This is a genomic window from Streptomyces sp. NPDC002787, assembly GCF_053592095.1.
In genome coordinates this window covers 140,112-154,217 of the sequence record NZ_JBSFVC010000010.1, presented here as the reverse complement: position 1 = coordinate 154,217, position 14,106 = coordinate 140,112, and the positions used below count along the sequence as shown (strand labels likewise).

Sequence of the window (14,106 nt, the reverse complement as noted above, 5' to 3'; positions counted from 1 at the left end):
GGATGGCAGCAAGGCTTCGGGCGAGAGGGGTGGACAGCATGGCAGCCGTGACGGCACGGACAACGGCCACGGCACGGGGGGTCGTGACGGACGGGGTGGATCTCCCCCTGATCGAGGATCCGTCGCAGGTCAGGCCGAAGGACGCACGGGAGATGTCGCGGCAGTTCTTCGACCGGCTGACCATGCTGGAGGAGGGCACGCACGCGCACCAGTACGTGCGCAACACGCTCATCGAGATGAACCTGTCGCTCGTGCGGTACGCGGCCTCGCGCTTCCGGGGCCGGGAGGACTCGCTGGAGGACATCGTCCAGGTCGGCACCATCGGGCTGATCAAGGCCATCGACCGGTTCGAGCTGTCCCGGGAGGTGGAGTTCACCACGTTCGCCGTGCCGTACATCGTCGGCGAGATCAAGCGGTTCTTCCGGGACACGAGCTGGGCGGTGCATGTGCCGCGGCGGTTGCAGGAGGCGCGGGTGGAGCTGGCCCGCGCGACGGACGAGCTGCAGTCCCGGCTGGGCCGTATGCCGACGACGCGTGAGCTGTCCGAGCTGATGTCCCTGTCCGAGGAGGAGGTCATCGAGGCGCGCAAGGCGTCCAACGGCTACAACACCTCCTCGCTCGACGCGGCGCTCACCTCCGACGGCGGCGAGGAGGGCGACACCGTACTGGGCGACCTCATCGGCGAGGAGGACCCCTCGCTGCAACTCGTCGAGGACTTCCAGTCGCTGGCACCCCTGATCGCCGAACTCGACGACCGGGAGCGCCGGATCCTGCACCTGCGGTTCGTCGAGGAACTGACCCAGTCGCAGATCGCCGAGCAGCTCGGGGTGTCCCAGATGCATGTGTCCCGGTTGATCAGCCGCATCATCAAGCGGCTGCGCACCGGTCTGCTGGAACCCGGAGTCGCCTGATCGGGGCTGTGTGTCCGGACGATTCGCGGGTATGCGCACGAGCGCATCGCCGGGCGATGCGTCGAATCCGTGGATCGGGGCACCGTGCCCCCGGTCGGTAGAGCCAGGAGGCCCTCGTGTCCGTTGCCCAGAACCCCCTGTCGATCAAGGTCGATCTGCCTCGTGACGACGCCGTGCTGCTCACGATCGAGGGGGAACTGGACATCGACACGGCGACCGAGCTGCAGCACCATCTGGCGAACCAACTTCGCCACGGCCGACGGCACTTCCTGCTGGACGTGTCGGCGGTCCCCTTCATGGACTCGTCCGGCATGAACATCATCCTGCGGACGTACCAGGAGGTGCGGCGGATCCCCGGCGGCGTGTACGTCATCGCCCCGGCACCGGCCGTACGCCGGATTCTCGATCTGACCGGCGTCAGCATCACCGTGGCGACGGTGGACAGCGTGGACGAGGCGCTGGCCGCCGTGGACTCCGGTCAGGTGGCCCCGCAGCCGGACGAGCATCCGGCACAGGAGTAGGCCCTGTCGCCCGCCGGCGGCCAGGGCCTCTCGGGCCGGTCCGTCGGCGGGAACGGGCGTGCACATGGCCAACAGTTGTCGTTTGACAACTATGGCCGGGAGGCAACAGAGTGAGCCGGGGGCCAAGCGCAGGGGAAGGGTTGTGATGAGGCTGTCGGACCGGGACCGGGTCGGCGGCGGTCAGGCGCTCCGGGCGTCGTCGGCATCGCCCTCGTGGATCTGTGACGCGGCGGCGGCGCAGAACGCCTCCAGCCCTTCCAGCAGCGCGGTCCGCTTCGCGGCGGGCATCTCCTCCAGCACCGACCGCAGGGCGTGTTCGCGGCGGGCGCGCAGGTCCACCAGGAAGGATCGTCCGCGGCGGCTCAGCCGCAGACTGAGTTCGCGCCTGCTGGCCGTGCTGGCCCGGCGCTCGACGAAGCCCACCGCCTCCAGCCGGTCGCACAGCCGGCTGGTGGACGGCGGGGTGGAGCCGAGAGCGTCGGCGAGCATGCGCAGATTGATGCCGTCGTGGTGCTCGAGGATGAACAGCACGCGGAGCTGGGAGGCGGACACCGGGGCCGTCGAGGCGCGTCCCCACAGAACCTCCAGCAGCTCGGCCGCCTCGGAGGTCACACGGGCCACCTCGTCCGGCCGGGGGTGGGAGGAGGAAGTCACGGCCCCACTCTTCCAGGCATCTCGAACACTGTCAGCTGTGGAAAGAACGGCGTATCCGACATCGTGAACAGATTCGTGGCAGCCGAACGAGCCCTTCGCTCCGCTGCTCCGCACCACCTGGTGGACGCGATCCGCGACGTACTGAGCGACGACTGGTCGGCGCGGGACGTCCAGCTCTACCTGGCCGACTACTCGCTCACCACCCTGCGCCCGGTGTCCACGCGCCCCGACCCGCCGGAGCCCCTGCCGATGCACGACGGGCCCACCGGCCGGGCGTTCGGGGCGCAGGAGCCGTACGTGGAGAAGCTCGGCGACGGCCGGGTACGGGCACATCTGCCGGTCACGGTGCGTGGTGACCGGCTCGGCGTGCTCTGTCTCGCGCTGCCGTCCGCCGCGTACGCGGACAAGTGCCTCGCCGAACTGGCCGAGCTGGCCGGGGTCCTGGGTCACGAGCTGGTCGTCGCGGAGCGGGACACCGATCTGTACGTCCGGGCGCGTCGCGCCGGCCGGCTCACCCTGGCGGCCGAGATGCAGTGGCAGCTGCTGCCGGGCCGCTCCGCCACCTGCCCCGAGTACGCGCTCGGCGGCCAACTGGAGCCCGCCTACGCCATCTTCGGCGACAACTTCGACTGGTCCGCCGACGCGGACCACCTCATGCTGTACATCACCAACGGCATGGGCGAGGGCATCGAGGCCTCCCTGCTGACCAATCTGGGGATCAACGCGCTGCGCAACGCCCGCCGGGCGGGCGTGCCCATCGCCGACCAGGCGGCCCTGGCCGACCAGGCCGTGCACGCCCAGTACGGCGGGTCCGTCCATCTGTCGGTGCTCCTGCTGGATCTGGACCTGACCACCGGGCGCCTGGAGGTCGTCGACGCGGGCTCGCCCCGGATGCTGCTGCTGCGTGACGGGAGCGTCACCCTGGTCGCCCTGGAGGCGCAGCTGCCGCTGGGCATGTTCGAGGAGACGCGGTACGTCGCCCAGGAGCTGACGGTGGAGCCGGGCGACCGGCTCGTCTTCGTCAGCGACGGGGTGTACTCCGTCGCCACGCCCGGCGGGGAGACGTACGGGGAACGGGCGCTGGCCCGCGCGGTCAACGCCACGCGGCTGCTTCCCGCCGCCGATGTCCCCGGTGCGGTACTCAGAGAGCTCTCCGGTCACCGCGGCACCCCCGTGGCGGACGACGACGCACTCGTGGTCTGTCTCGACTGGTTCGGCCGGGAGGAGGCCGACCGGTCCCACCGATAAGTCCGTCCACCAGGCGTTTCCCGGAGCGGGAAGACGCGACAGCAAGTGAGGAGAGACCCGTGCCGGAGCAGGACACGGCAGACCAGCAGGTGACACCGGCGCAGGAAGTGGCGAGCTTCCTGCGCAACCGCCAGGAACAGATCGCGCAACGCTGGGCCGACGCCGCACTGTTCCGCACCGTCTTCACCCACTCCCGCGACGAGGCGGTGGAGGCGGGCCGGGCCGTGGTGGACGCGCTCGCCGCCGTGGCCGCGTCGGAAAGCGTCGAGGACGCGGAGGCCGGCGGTTTCCATGTCGTGCGCGAGCAGCTCGCGCGGACGGCCGCCGCCCGGGCCCGGGCCGGCTCCACCGTCACGCAGATCTCCGCCGAGGTGGACGCGCTGCGCCCGCCCATCACCGAACTCCTCCTCGCCGAGTTCGCCGCCGCGCCGGCCACGCACCTGCGGGAGTGCACCACCACCCTCACCGTCCTGATGGGCACCCTGCGTCTGGTGGTGCTGGAGACGGCGCTCAACGAGGGCGAGGAGCTCATCCACCGGCAGCGACTGCAGCTGATGGAGGTGGCCACGCCGGTGATCAAGCTGTGGGAGGGCATCGTCGCCGTCCCACTGATCGGCACGCTGGACAGCGCGCGCAGCCAGGTGGTGATGGAAAGGCTCCTCGACTCGATCGTCGAGCAGCACGCCAAGTTCGCCATCCTGGACATCACCGGGGTCCCGACCGTCGACTCCCTGGTGGCCCAGCACCTCATGAAGACAGTGGCCGCGGCGCGGCTGATGGGGGCCGAGTGCATCGTCTCCGGCATCCGCCCGCCCATCGCGCAGACCATCGTCCATCTGGGCATCGACCTGAGCTCGGTGCTCACCCGCACGAGTCTCGCGGACGCCCTGGCGTATGCGTTGCGGAAGCAGGGCACGGACATCGTGTCCCGTGACGACGCCGGTTCGAGGTCCAGGTGAGGGGCGGCCCGCCCGCCTCCTACGGCGGTCCGTCCCCGTACGGGGCACCCGTACCCGTGCTCAAGCTCGGCGACGTCCTGCTGGTGTCGCTCCAGGGCGATCTGCACGACGGCGCGGCGGAACAGCTCCAGCAGGACATCAGCGACACGGTCGCGCGCAGCGGGGCCACGGGTGTGGTCATCGACCTCTCCGGTGTGGAGATCGTCGACTCGTTCCTGGGCCGGGTGCTCGGCGACATCGCGGCCCAGACGAGTCTGCTCGCCGCCGGCACGGTGGTGGCGGGCATGCGTCCGGCGGTGGCCATCACCCTGGTCGAGCTGGGGCTGACCCTGCCCGGACTGCGCACCGCGCTCAGCACCGAGGACGCGCTGCGTCTCCTCGGCGAATCGGACCCGACCTTCCCCCGCCGTGGGCACGCCCGCCAGGAGAGTCCGTGATGCAGACCGCCGGCGGTGTCTCCGCCTGCCTGCCGATCCACTCGGATCTGGATCTGGTGTGGGTACGGCAGCATGTGCGGCAGGCGGCCGCCCAGCTCGGCTTCGGCCTGGTCGAGCAGACCAAACTGGTCACCGCGGCCAGTGAGTTGGCGCGCAACACCCTGGTCCACGGTGGCGGAGGCCAGATGGATTGCGAGCCCGTGGACAAGGGTGGGACGCGTGGGCTGCGGCTGGCCTTCAGCGACGAGGGGCCGGGCATCGCGGACCTCGACCAGGCGCTCCTCGACGGCTACACCTCCGGCGAGGGTCTGGGCATGGGGCTGGGCGGCGCACGCCGGCTCGTCCACGAGTTCGCGATCGACAGCCGGCCCGGTTCGGGCACCACGGTGACGGTGACCTCCTGGCTGTCGGGTGCGCCACGACCGCGCGAGGAGCGCTGATGCCACGCGTCTGGGAGGTGCCGGTGCACGACTCGACCCGGGTGCGCGACGCCCGGGTGGCCGCCGAGGCCGCGGCGGCCCGTGCCGGGCTCGACGAGGGCCGCGCCGCCGGTTGCGCGCTGGTGGCCACCGAGCTGGCGACCAATCTGCTCAAGCACGCCGATGGCGGGCTGATACTGCTGGAAGTCGTGGCCCGGCCCGCGCCCGAACGGGCGGACGGCGCGGCCTCCATGGTGCAGATCGTGGCGATCGACCACGGACCGGGGGTGCGCGACGTCGCGAGCGCCCTGCGCGACGGTTTCTCCACCACGTCCTCGCTCGGCGCGGGCCTCGGCACCTGCCGCCGGGTCGCCGACGACTTCGACCTGCACAGCACGGTCGGCCGGGGCACCGTCGCCCTGGCGCGGCTCGGTTCCCGTCGGGGCCGCCGGGGCGGCCCGGCCCCCTCCCCCGCCCCGCCCGTGCGCGCGGGGGGTGTCAACGTCCCCTTCGCCGGCGCGGAGTTCTCCGGCGACGCCTGGGCGTGGGTCCGGGCGGGCGACCTCACCACGCTGATGCTGGCCGACGGGCTGGGCCACGGCCTGGCGGCGGCCCGCGCGTCCTCGGCGGCCGTGGAGCAGCTGTGCCGGGTGCCCGAGCTGCCTCCCGCGCAGTTGCTGCGGCGTCTGGAGGGCGCGCTGCGCGACACCCGGGGCGCGGCCGTCGCCGTGGCCCAACTCGACGTCGCCGCCGGGCGGTTGCTGTTCGCCGGCGTCGGCAACATCGGGGCACGGCTGCGCACCGGTGCGAGCTGGCAGCCACTGCTGTCACGGCCCGGCATAGTCGGCGCCCACCGGGCGGCGCACCTGCCGCAGCACGAGGTCGCCTGGGGGGACGACAGTCTGCTCGTGCTGCACAGCGACGGCCTGCCCAGCCGCTGGAGCCCGGGCCCCGTCGCCCACAGCCCCAGCCTCGACCCCGCTGTGATCGCCGCCGTGATCGTGCGCGACGCGAGCAGCCCCGCCCGGCCGGTACGCGACGACACCACCGTCGCGGTACTGAGCCCCTCCCCGCCGGACCGCCTCCCATGACCCGTACCTGGCACGTCAGTTCCGTCACCGACGCCGCTCGGGCGCGTATCGCCACCGCGCGGCTCGCCACCGCGCACGGGGTGTCCACGACCGACCGGGCCCGGCTGGTGTCCGTGCTCAGCGCGCAGCTGCGGCAGTGCCTCACCAAGGGCGGCACATGGCTGCTGACCGCGCGGGCCACCACGGCACGGCCCGGCGGCACCCGGTTCCTGGTCGAGGTGACGTCGGCGAACCGGCGGCCGGGTGAGTTCCGGCAGCCCTGGCGGCTGACGGTCGCCTGCTCGCAGGAGGCGCGGCTGCCGGACAGCGACCATGTGGCCTGCGATCCGACGACGCTGGCGGAGGCCCTGTTCGGGGCCGACGAGGACGCCGCGCTGCTGCTGGAGAAGCTCGACGAGCAGGAGGCGCTGGTCGCCTTCCACCGTGAGGAACTCCACCAGACCAACCAGGGCGTCCTCGCCCTGCACGCCGAGCTGGACGCGGCCGGTCGCGCGCAGCGCGAACTCTTCGCCGCCGAGCAGAAGGCCCGCCAGGAGGCGGAGAACGCCCGCGGCAGACTCACCTTCCTCGCCGACGCGAGTGCCGCCCTGACGGCGTCCCTGAACCCGGACGCGATCGTGCGGCTGCTGCCGACGCTGCTGGTGCCCCGGTACGCCCGCACGGCGGACGTATGGCTGTTCGACAGCGAGGGTGATGTGCGCCGGGGCGGGCCGCGTCCGGCGGCCGCCGTCCTCGCGGCCCGCCGTGGGCGCCCCCAGTACGCCGCCGATCACCCGGGCGGTCTGCCCGGTGTCGACGACCAGCCGCCCTCCGCGCTCGATCCCACCCGGCCGCTGCTGTGCGTGCCCCTGATGACCCGTCGTGCTCCGCTCGGCGTCCTGACGCTGTCACCGCCCGACGACGAGCGCTGGGACGCCGACGACGCCTTCATGCTGATCGAGCTCGCCCGGCGGGCCGGCGTCGCCCTGGAGAACGCCCGGCGCTTCGAGCACAACCGCGACATCGCCGAGACCCTGCAGCGCGCCCTGCTCACCGAGTTGCCCACCACCCCGGGGCTGCGGCTCGCCGCGCGCTATCTGCCTGCCACCCGGGGCCTGAACATCGGCGGCGACTGGTACGACGCCTTCCGCCAGCCCGACGGCAGCCTGATCACCATCATCGGTGACGTCACCGGGCACGGGCTGCACGCCGCCGTCATGATGAGCCAGCTGCGGACCGCGCTGCGCGCCTACGCGGTCGACGGCAAGACCCCCGGCCAGCTCCTCACCCGTCTCCACCTGTTCCTGCACCATCTGCAGCCCGACCTCTACGCCACCGCCGTCATCGCCCGGTTCCATCCGCAGGAGCCGACCCTCACCTGGGCCGCCGCGGGCCATCCGCCCCCCGTGCTGCGCTCGCCCGACGGGCAGGTACGGATCCTGGACGCCAAGCCGGGCGCGATGCTCGGCATCCCCATCCACCAGGAGATCGCCGACCACACCGTGCCGCTGGCGCCCGGGTCGACCCTGGCGCTCTACACGGACGGGCTGGTGGAGCGCCGCGCCCAGGGCATCGACCCGGGTATCGAGCAGCTGGCGGCGACCCTCGGGACGCTCCCGCCCGACACCCTCGACGACGACCTCGAAGGGTCGGCCGACCGGCTCCTGCACCCGCTGCTGGACGACGAGCACGAGGACGACGTGTGCCTGCTGCTGTGCCATGTGCACAGCGGGGCGGGGGAGATCACGGCCCAGCTCCCCTGAGGAGTCACCCCAGGGCCCGGAGCACCTGCTCGACACGCGCGCGCTCCGCCGGCGGCATCGCCCCGAGGACGTCGCTGAGACGTGCCGACAGCGACTCGGTGACGTCCGCGAGGAACCTGCGGCCGCGCGCGGTCACCACCAGGCGCACCTCGCGCCGGTCGTCGAGCCGGACGCTCCGCTGGAGCATGCCGGCCGCCTCCAGCCGGTCGCAGAGCCGGCTGGCCGTGGGCAGGCCGACGCCGAGCTGCTCGGCCAGAGAGGTGAGGTTCAGCTCGGGCCGGTGAAGCACCGCTCTCAGCGCCAGGACCTGTCTCGGGGACAGCCGCGGGGTCACGTCCTCGACGGCCGAGAACCAGAGCGGCGCCAGGCTCTCCACAGCGTCGAGAACCTGCCGGGCGAGATCCGCGGGGCCGGTCATGCGGGGGGCCTACCCGAAGTCCCCGGGAGTACACGACCGTCACCGCACACTCCCGGTCCACCCGAGCCTCCCGCACCGGGCAGTTGTCGCTACGCCTTGTAGGCCACTCCCCCGTACACGTCCGTGGGCTCCGGGTTCGTGCCCGGTTCCGGGCGCCACAGGGGGCAGGAGACGATCCCGGGTTCCAGGAGTTCGAGGCCCTCGTAGTAGGCGTGCAGCTGCCGGGGGCTGCGCAGGACGTAGGGGACGGCGCCGGTGTCGTCGTAGCCCTCCTGGGCGCGCTTGAGTTCGGCGTCGGTGTCCGTGCTGTCGTAGTGGACGAAGTAGCTGCCGGACGGCAGGGCGGCCTGGAGGCGTCGGACGATCTCCTTGGCCTCCTCGTAGTCCTGGATGTGGCCGAGGATGCCCATCAGCATCAGGGCCACCGGCTTGTCGAGGTCGAGGATCTTCCCGGCGGCTTCGAGGATGGTGTCCGGGTCGTGGAGGTCCGCGTCGACGTAGTCGGTGACCCCTTCTGGGGTGCTGGTGAGCAGGGCCTGCGCGTGCCGCAGTACCAGCGGGTCGTTGTCGACGTAGACGATGCGGGACTCGGGGGCGGCCTTCTGGGCGACCTGGTGGGTGTTGTCGTACGTCGGAAGGCCGGTGCCGATGTCCAGGAACTGGCGGATGCCGCACTCGCGGGCCACGAACGTGACGGTGCGGATGAGGTAGACGCGGGAGGCGCGGGCCATCGCCTCGATGTTGGGGGCGATCTCGCGGTAGGCGTCGCCCGCGACGCGGTCGACCTCGTAGTTGTCCTTGCCGCCCATCCAGTAGTTCCAGATGCGCGCCGAGTGCGGCACCGTGGTGTCGATCTTCGACAGGGCTTCCTGATCGGGAGTGGGGTGGCCGTCTGCCATGGGAACTCTCCTGCCTCACATCGCGTGGTCGTCGCTAACCTACCGTCAACTGCCCTGGGTTTCGCCAGAGTTGGGGCGGACGAGAAGCGGGGACACGGCCCCACCCTCGGGAGCGGCCCGGCCGGGGCGGCCGGCGCGCGCGGCGGGCGGCATGGCTCGACGCGGAGCACGAGGCGGCGTAGGCATGCCGCTCCCTTCGGGTGGTGCGTGGCGGGTGTCGGCTCCCGGGCCCGTGCGCGGCCTGGAGGACCCCAGTCTGTGCACGGCCGGGAGGTGACGGGAGTGCGTGTGCGGGTTGTCCGGTTGTGCGGGCGTAGTGATCCGCGTGATGGCCGAAGGGCTGTCGGACGAAGCGGGGCGGCTCGGTCGGGAAGCGGTCAGCGGCTCGGTCGGGAGGCGGTCAGGCGATGAGGAAGTCCGCCTGTCCCGCCTTGGCGCCCTCCAGGAACGCCACCATCTCCTCCCGCGAGTAGACGAGGGCGGGGCCGTCGGGGTCGGTGGACTGCCGGAAGGCGACGCTGCCGTCGGGCAGCCGCTTGGCCTCCACGCAGGAGCCGCCGTTGGTGCCGCTCCAGGGCTTGCGCCAGCCCTCCGCGCCGAGCTCGGGTGCGGGCATGCCGCTGTGGACGGGGCCGTCGGGTGTCCTTGCCATGTGTCACAACTCCTTGCGTAGTGCCGCCAGGATGTCCCTGGTCCGGGCCACCGGTTCCGCCTGCACGGACATCCGGTCCAGAACCTCCAGGTAGGTCACGACGTCCGCGGGCTGGTCGACGTACTGGGCGCCCGCGAGGCCCTCGGTGTAGACGATGTCGGGGAGTTCGGAGAAGCCGAACCGGAAGTAGTGGAAGGGGCCGTACGCCCCGGGATGGGGGCCGGCGGCGAACCGCATGATCTGGATCCTCACCTTGGGCCGTTCCGTGGCCTCGGCGAGCCGGTCGATCTGGGCCCGCATCACGTCGGGGCCGCCGACGGCCCGGCGCAGCACGGTCTCGTCGAGGATGGCCCAGACGGCCGGTGCCTCGGGCTTGACCAGCAGGTCCTGACGTCTGAGGCGCAGCGCGACGTGCCGTTCGACTTCCTCGGGGCTCGCGTTGGGGAAGCCGACGCGGATGAGGGCGGCGGCGTAGTCGTGGGTCTGCAACAGGCCGGGGACGTACTGGGGTTCGTAGAGGCGGATGACGGCGGCTTCGCTCTCCAGGCTCACGTAGGCGCTGAACCACTCGGGCAGCACGTCACGGAACTTGTGCCACCAGCCGGGCTGGTTGGCCTCGCGGGCCAGGGAGAGGAAGTCCTCGATCTCGGGGCCGGGGACGCCGTAGGTGCGCAGCAGCTCCTTCACGTAGGGGATGCGGAGGCCGACTTCGGCCTTCTCCATGCGGCGGACCGTCAGAGCGGTGACCTCGATGGCGCGTGCCGCGTCGTCGAAGGAGACTCCGGCCCGCTCCCGTAACTGCCGGAGCCGTTTTCCGAGGACCATGCGCAGGACCGTGGGCGCCGCGGGGGCGCTCCCTCCGACGCGGGTCTCACTCACGTGCAACCTCCCGGGGCGGGATTCACAGCGTGCAGTGTGCCACGCGATCCGTTGACACGGACAGCTCCTTGCAGTTCATTCTGAAATTATCAGAACGCCGGTTGCGGGCTGAGTTGTTCGGCCACCATAGTGCTCGAGTGACCTGCCGCACATCGCGGGCAGCGTTTCTCGAACTCCTCCGGCCCGCCCAGGAGTTGGCGCCACGGCGGGCACGGGTCAAGCCGCGCGCCGACACGATGCGACACCTGGATGGCCGCCGTGACGAACGGATTACCAAGGAACCCGGTCAAGGGGGCCGGCGGGCCCAACAAGCCGCTGGCGACTGCCCTCAAGGAAGCCGGCTGCTCGTACGCCTCCCTCGCTCTCCGGGTCAATGAACTGGGCCGCTGCCAGGGCTCGGAGACCAACTACGACAAGGCCTCCGTCACCCGCTGGCTCCAGGGCCAGCAACCACGTGGAAACACACCGGAGTTGATCGCCGCGGTGCTCGGCGAACGGCTGGGCCGCGCGCTCACTCCGGCCGACCTCGGTTTCCCGCTCGACCGCGGACGACCGGTGACGGGACGGGCGTTGATGTACGTCGAGAATGTCGCGGAGACCCTGCACACCCTGGCCGAGCTTGGGTCCACCGACATCTCCCGGCGCAGTCTGCTCGGTTCGGTGCCGTTCGTGCCGGGTGCGCTGACGAACCCTCAGCGGGCCTGGCTGCTCTGGCTGGTGGAGAGCCGTGACGCACCCAGGCTCGCGCCGGTGTCGGCCGGCGGACCGGTGGAGCAGGTCCACGCGATGCTCCGGATGTTCGACGAGATGGACAACCACTACGGGGGCGGCGGTATCCGCACGAGCATCGTGCAGTACCTCACCACCGAGGTCGTCCCCCTGCTCCAGCAGCGCGGCACGCCACCGCACCACCGCCGCGCACTGTTCGCCGCCGCCGCCCGGCTCGCCGCCATGGCGGGCTGGAGCTCGTACGACGCCGGGGAGTACGGCCTGGCCCAGCGGTACATGACGCAGGGACTCAGGCTCTGCGCGGAAGGGCGTGACCATGTGCTCGGCGGGCAGATCCTGGCCGGGCTGTCCCATCTGGCGACCAGCCTGGGCCGCCCCGACGAGGGCGTGGCCCTGGCCCGGGCCGGGGTCGCCACCGCCAAGGACTCCGGCAGTCCCCTCGGGCTGATGCGGCTGCACGCCATGTCCGCGCGCGGGCACGCGGCGCTGGGCCGGCCCCGTGAGACCGCCGAGGCCCTGCGCGCCGCCGAGAAGCAGCTCGACGCGAGCCGGGGTGCCGCCCAGGAGTCGCCCTGGGTACGGTTCCTCGACCACCACTACCTGCAGGCCGAGTCCGCCGTCTGCTTCCGTGACCTGGGCCTCGCCGCGCAGGCCGAGCACACGGCGCGTGAGTCGGTGCGTGCCCACGCCGACCGCCGTCGGCGCCAGGCCATCAGCCGGTCCGTCCTGGCGACGGCCCACCTCCAGCAGAACCGTCTCGACGAAGCGATCGCCACGGCCGGCGACGCCCTCGAAGCGCTCAGCGGCGTGCACAGCGAACGCTCGATCCAGGCCCTGCGCGACTTCAGAGGCCGGCTGGCATCCCGCCGCCACGAGCCCCTCGTACAGGACTTCGAGCGCCGGTCGCGGGTGGTGCTGGGGGCGGCCGCTTGACGCGCCGGTCGCGGGCGGTGCCGCGCATACCGGGCCACCCGGCGGGGACGCACCGCTCCCGGAGGGACGGGCTCTCGTCGACGTTCACCATGGCGGGAAACCCATGCAGCGCGCGCCACTACCCGCCCGCACCTGCACAACCCGTCCACCACCTGGTATTTCGTGTGTCCGGTGCTGTTGTCTTCGACAACAGCACCGGCGACCCGCCGCGCCGGTCCGCCCCGCCGCCGTGCGTGACAAGGAGGAACTCGATGACGGCAGTCAGTGTCGGCACGCCCCGCCGACGGACCCCTGCCGCAGCAGTGCACGACCCCGGGTGGAGCGTCCACGGCGCCCCGTCCGAGGGGGCGGGCGGCTCCGTGGGCGCGGTGAGGCTGCCTTGATCTCACTCAGGAGGTCCCGCCTCCTCCGGATGGCGGTGGCAGCGCACCCGTCGTGCGCCGCCGGGGTACGGCGCACGGTGGCGGCGCACCTTGCCCGTTGGGAACTGTCCGCGATCCTCGACGACGCCGTCCTCGCCACCGACGAGTTGTTCGCCAACGCGGTCCGGCATGCGAGCGCCGATCCCGCCGACACCATCGCCGTCGTCCTGGAGTGCTCCGAGCGCGAGCTGCGCGTGACGCTCGCCGATCCCTCCCCCGCCCCGCCCCGGCCACGGTCCGTGGACGCGGACGCCGAGTCCGGACGAGGGCTGTCCATCGTCGCCGCGTTGGCCGACGACTGGGGCACCGATCCGCCGGAACCGGGGGACGCGGGCAAGAGAGTGTGGTTCTCGCTCGCCGTCCGGGAGCCGGTGTGAAGGGCGCCCCGGCCATGGAACCCACCTCCGGCACCGCGCCGCCCCGCAAGCAGGTGCTCGCCGCCGAGCTGGTCCGCAGGGCCGAGGACGAGCGGCGGCTGGCCCACGAGGCCCGGTCCGCGCCGACCGCGATGGCCCGCGACCGTATCGCCGAGTGCCACGCCGGCAACGCGGAGGCGCTCCGCGCGATCGTCGCCCGCCATGGCTGGCCCACCGCCGAACTGGTCGGGGAACCCGCCTCGACAGCGGCCCTCATGATCCTCCTGCACTCCCCCGACCTCGGCTTCCAGCTCACGTGCCGCGACCTGATCGCCGAGGCCGTGGCGGACGGCCGCTGCCCCGCCGTACACCACGCCTACATCGCCGACCACTGCGCCGTCGCACTCAACCAGCCGCAGTTCTACGGCACCCGCATCAACCCCGGCACCCTCTTCCCGTATCCCGTCCGCAACCCCGAGACCGTCGACGAACGCCGACACGACGTGGGCCTCGGTCCCCTGGCCGAGCATCTGAGGGCGGTGCGGTGCGGGTTGGGCGCGAGCGGCGGGCTCTAGGCATGGCGCTCGGCGCGGGCGGGGGTGACGCGCTGCGGGCCCTGCGGGGTGAAAGCGAGGGGAAGGACGGTGCGGCCCCGGGTCAGATCCAGGTGGGCACGTGTCCCTCGGCGTAGCGGCCGCCGAAGCCGCCGTGGGCAGGATCTCGTCGATCGCGGCGAGGCCGGTACCGGTCAGGGTGACGTCGGCGGCGCCCGCGTTCTCCTCCATGCGCTCCGCGCTGCGGGTGCCGGGGATGGGCACGATGTGTTCGCCCCGGGC

General features: G+C 72.2%; 17 protein-coding genes. 12 read left to right on the top strand and 5 right to left on the bottom strand.

The annotated features are described in order from the left end of the window. The first annotated feature begins 38 nt into the window (after positions 1–38). Together ACWD26_RS16095 and ACWD26_RS16090 are read left to right on the top strand one after the other, a co-directional pair. Positions 39–911, top strand: a complete 873-nt coding sequence (locus ACWD26_RS16095) for an RNA polymerase sigma factor SigF (protein WP_451270355.1) — start codon at positions 39–41, stop codon at positions 909–911. A gap of 116 nt (positions 912–1,027) precedes the next feature. Continuing rightward, positions 1,028–1,432: an STAS domain-containing protein gene (locus tag ACWD26_RS16090; RefSeq protein WP_451270353.1), complete on the top strand. Its 405-nt coding sequence runs from the start codon at positions 1,028–1,030 to the stop codon at positions 1,430–1,432. A 180-nt stretch (positions 1,433–1,612) separates the two neighbouring features. Here the strand turns inward: ACWD26_RS16090 and ACWD26_RS16085 are convergent, their stop codons facing one another. Further along, a complete protein-coding gene (locus ACWD26_RS16085) occupies positions 1,613–2,086 on the bottom strand; it encodes a MarR family winged helix-turn-helix transcriptional regulator (protein ID WP_451270351.1) in 474 nt (157 codons plus the stop codon). A gap of 63 nt (positions 2,087–2,149) precedes the next feature. Between ACWD26_RS16085 and ACWD26_RS16080 the strand changes: the two genes are divergently transcribed. The 6 genes from ACWD26_RS16080 to ACWD26_RS16055 are packed head-to-tail and all read left to right on the top strand — an operon-like array spanning position 2,150 to position 7,982. Next, positions 2,150–3,334: a PP2C family protein-serine/threonine phosphatase gene (locus ACWD26_RS16080; protein ID WP_451270349.1), complete on the top strand. Its 1,185-nt coding sequence runs from the start codon at positions 2,150–2,152 to the stop codon at positions 3,332–3,334. A gap of 59 nt (positions 3,335–3,393) precedes the next feature. After that, on the top strand, positions 3,394–4,293 hold the full coding sequence (locus ACWD26_RS16075; protein WP_451270347.1) for an STAS domain-containing protein: 900 nt from the start codon (positions 3,394–3,396) through the stop codon (positions 4,291–4,293). Between the two features lie 56 nt (positions 4,294–4,349). Beyond that, on the top strand, positions 4,350–4,730 hold the full coding sequence (locus ACWD26_RS16070; protein ID WP_451270345.1) for an STAS domain-containing protein: 381 nt from the start codon (positions 4,350–4,352) through the stop codon (positions 4,728–4,730). Beyond that, a complete protein-coding gene (locus ACWD26_RS16065; RefSeq protein ID WP_451270575.1) occupies positions 4,730–5,170 on the top strand; it encodes an anti-sigma regulatory factor in 441 nt (146 codons plus the stop codon). Before ACWD26_RS16070 ends, ACWD26_RS16065 begins: the two co-directional genes overlap by 1 nt. Beyond that, positions 5,170–6,240, top strand: coding sequence for a SpoIIE family protein phosphatase (locus ACWD26_RS16060; protein WP_451270343.1), 1,071 nt, complete (start codon positions 5,170–5,172; stop codon positions 6,238–6,240). Before ACWD26_RS16065 ends, ACWD26_RS16060 begins: the two co-directional genes overlap by 1 nt. Further along, positions 6,237–7,982: a PP2C family protein-serine/threonine phosphatase gene (locus ACWD26_RS16055; protein WP_451270341.1), complete on the top strand. Its 1,746-nt coding sequence runs from the start codon at positions 6,237–6,239 to the stop codon at positions 7,980–7,982. The genes ACWD26_RS16060 and ACWD26_RS16055 overlap by 4 nt, the downstream gene beginning before the upstream one ends. 4 nt (positions 7,983–7,986) lie before the next feature. Here ACWD26_RS16055 and ACWD26_RS16050 read toward each other — a convergent pair whose 3' ends face one another. The 4 genes from ACWD26_RS16050 to ACWD26_RS16035 all read right to left on the bottom strand — a co-directional run bounded on the left by ACWD26_RS16050 (position 7,987) and on the right by ACWD26_RS16035 (position 10,776). After that, a complete protein-coding gene (locus tag ACWD26_RS16050) occupies positions 7,987–8,400 on the bottom strand; it encodes a MarR family winged helix-turn-helix transcriptional regulator (protein WP_451270339.1) in 414 nt (137 codons plus the stop codon). Positions 8,401–8,489: 89 nt separating this feature from the next. Continuing rightward, positions 8,490–9,299, bottom strand: coding sequence for an SAM-dependent methyltransferase (locus ACWD26_RS16045; RefSeq protein ID WP_451270337.1), 810 nt, complete (start codon positions 9,297–9,299; stop codon positions 8,490–8,492). A gap of 400 nt (positions 9,300–9,699) precedes the next feature. Next, the gene (locus tag ACWD26_RS16040) at positions 9,700–9,951 is read right to left on the bottom strand and encodes a DUF397 domain-containing protein (protein ID WP_451270335.1); all 252 of its coding nucleotides are present in this window, start codon (positions 9,949–9,951) and stop codon (positions 9,700–9,702) included. A gap of 3 nt (positions 9,952–9,954) precedes the next feature. Continuing rightward, positions 9,955–10,776, bottom strand: coding sequence for a helix-turn-helix domain-containing protein (locus tag ACWD26_RS16035; protein WP_451270573.1), 822 nt, complete (start codon positions 10,774–10,776; stop codon positions 9,955–9,957). A gap of 303 nt (positions 10,777–11,079) precedes the next feature. Between ACWD26_RS16035 and ACWD26_RS16030 the strand changes: the two genes are divergently transcribed. The 4 genes from ACWD26_RS16030 (at position 11,080) to ACWD26_RS16015 (ending at position 13,845) form a co-directional block, all read left to right on the top strand. Beyond that, the gene (locus ACWD26_RS16030; RefSeq protein WP_451270333.1) at positions 11,080–12,492 is read left to right on the top strand and encodes a hypothetical protein; all 1,413 of its coding nucleotides are present in this window, start codon (positions 11,080–11,082) and stop codon (positions 12,490–12,492) included. 251 nt (positions 12,493–12,743) lie between these two features. After that, complete coding sequence (locus ACWD26_RS16025; protein ID WP_451270331.1) at positions 12,744–12,875, top strand: hypothetical protein; 132 nt, start codon at positions 12,744–12,746, stop codon at positions 12,873–12,875. 29 nt (positions 12,876–12,904) lie between these two features. Beyond that, positions 12,905–13,291 carry an ATP-binding protein gene (locus tag ACWD26_RS16020; protein ID WP_451270329.1) on the top strand — a complete coding sequence of 129 codons (387 nt, stop codon included), beginning with the start codon at positions 12,905–12,907 and terminating at the stop codon, positions 13,289–13,291. Between the two features lie 14 nt (positions 13,292–13,305). Next, a complete protein-coding gene (locus ACWD26_RS16015) occupies positions 13,306–13,845 on the top strand; it encodes a DUF6624 domain-containing protein (RefSeq protein WP_451270327.1) in 540 nt (179 codons plus the stop codon). Positions 13,846–14,106: the final 261 nt, after the last annotated feature.